The sequence below is a fragment of the Psychromonas antarctica genome (assembly GCF_022267535.1).
Taxonomy (GTDB): domain Bacteria; phylum Pseudomonadota; class Gammaproteobacteria; order Enterobacterales; family Psychromonadaceae; genus Psychromonas; species Psychromonas antarctica.
Window position 1 is genome coordinate 1 of the sequence record NZ_JAHNZV010000213.1, and the last position, 2,177, is coordinate 2,177.

Here is a 2,177-nt window from a genome sequence, read left to right on the forward strand (position 1 = left end):
TAAAGGCAACATTCGGTTTTTTACTTTCTCTGGGGCGCAGGCTTTAGCCTGCTTTGGTTTTTAAAAAGACTCAGCAAACTATTTGAATGAACAAACACATTGGCGGACTGAAGTCCGCGCCCCTCAACAGGATAAACGCATGTGTGGGTTCATGCTGTTTGACTATATTTTTAGTCTTAGGTTTTGCTTTATTTCTGTTATTAGTGATGTGGGTACACCGTTTGCTTTTGCTAGGCTTTTCCAGTTTGAGACGGCTTCTATGGTTTGGTCTAACATGTCATTTATTTTGCGTTTGCTGAATATTGGGCTGAGCTTTTGGAAGCTGTAAAAGTCATCTCGCGTGAAGTTATCTTGTTTGCCGTTTAAGGTCATCCAATGTTTGCTTACCCAATAGCTGTTGGGCTTGTAGCTATAAGCTAAGTCGTAAGCTGGCGATAGTTGCCATTGGTTGTTTTGGTCTAGCATAAAACCAAAGTTCTTGGCATGATCATCATGGTTTCGAGCCACGACGTTAAACACCATACGTTTAAATAATTGCATCGCATCGTCAGGGCTTAAGTTGAGTTTTCGGGCAGTGCCAAATAACTCTGCATACGAATATGAGCCGATTTGTTTATAGCTCACATGTTCTAATGCATTGAGTGTTTGCACGTGAATTTTATCGTTGCCATTACGGTCGAATCGTTGGGTAATAAAGTGTCTGCGATCACCTTCATCTAATAGATGACAGGGCATCATATCAACGCCACTTTCTTTGGCCATCAAATGATAAACATATTCCATGGCACCATAACCTAACGGGTCACCAAAAGTTTCTTCATTTTTGTTATGTTCACTGACGCCATCAAATTTCATCAGGTAGTGGCTAAAACCTTTGGGCGTGTCTGTTTGACCTGAACGCACTTGGGTAAAGTCTTTGTTAAAGGCTAAAACGGCTTTTGGCCTTGCTCCACCTGCACTCATTCCTACTGAGAGCAATGACATCATTGCATCGACATCTTCTTTTCTGTTTGCACTCAGGTTAATTTTAAACTGCTCTCGTTTATTTAACACATCCTGCGCAATAGAAACCAATGATTCGATATGAATCGGTTGTGAGGAGTTCAGTTGTTTGCGCTGATAGGCTGGTTTATAGGTTAATGCGCCCATGCCCCGCTTTCCGGTATATTGGAGTCGTTGTAATGGCGTGATATCACTGGAAGATTTACCCTGACTGGCTACCCAGGCATTCATGACGGCATTACCAAAGTCATCGGGCAAAGAGTCAGCAATTAACCCAGGTAAGCCTTTGAACGTCGCCGGATCGGCTTCAGGAAAGGAATAGATCTTTTTCGCTAATGGCATTTTGATGGGGGATAATTCAATGCCAGATTTAATAAACGAAGTCGCATATTCAAAGTAACCTCTATGGGTTTCTGTATCGTAACTGACAGCGCCAACTTCTTGCTCTTTAAATTGCACACTCACGACTTCGGTTACCATGATGAACTCCTTTTTTCTGGCTGTTTATTATTTTTATTATCCCCTGTCGCTCTTTGGCGTTCTTTGCCCTGCAATTTAGCCAACTGAATCGGGGAGATAACTTGCCTTGGAATAAAAGCATTAAGCTGTTCGGTCATATCAAGTGCGACTAAAATTGACACCATAGAAAGCAAAGTGGATTTCCCTTTTTCACTGTTGGTAACTGCTTTTAAGGAGATGCCTGCTTTGTTGGCTAATTGCTCTTGCGTCAAATCGGCATTAAGGCGAGCCGTTCTAATACGTTCGCCCAATTCTGCCACGATGGCATTGGGCGAAGATAACTGAGTATTCATAATCACTCCTTAAAGATGGTTTAGGGAATTCTTTATTACATAACATCCTTTTAAGCAGTATTACACAACACACAAATAATAACAATTATGAATTTAATCACCCTTATAAGCATTATAATTAATTAAATTAATCGATATCACCCTTAAAGGCAGGGTTAAAAGCATTGCATTAATCTATATATTGGCTTGCTATGCAATCGAGCCTTAGCAAGTCATATGACTATTAGTTGTATACCCGATGGAAAATTAAGCAAGAAAAAAGCTGGATCTGGGGCGCAGGCTTTAGCCTGCTTTGTTTTTATAAAATACTGTGCGAACTGTTTGAATGAACAAACACACTGGCGGACTGAAGTCCGCGCCCCT

The 2,177-nt window shown here is 41.1% G+C and carries 2 protein-coding genes; both read right to left on the reverse strand.

What is annotated here, in order from left to right; all coding sequences use genetic code 11:
- Positions 1-162: 162 nt before the first annotated feature.
- On the reverse strand, positions 163-1,482 hold the full coding sequence (locus KSO91_RS17010; RefSeq protein ID WP_238744210.1) for a type II toxin-antitoxin system HipA family toxin: 1,320 nt from the start codon (positions 1,480-1,482) through the stop codon (positions 163-165).
- Entirely contained in the window at positions 1,476-1,814 is a 339-nt protein-coding gene (locus tag KSO91_RS17015; protein ID WP_238744211.1) for a helix-turn-helix domain-containing protein, read from the reverse strand. Before KSO91_RS17015 ends, KSO91_RS17010 begins: the two co-directional genes overlap by 7 nt.
- Between the last annotated feature and the right edge of the window lie 363 nt (positions 1,815-2,177).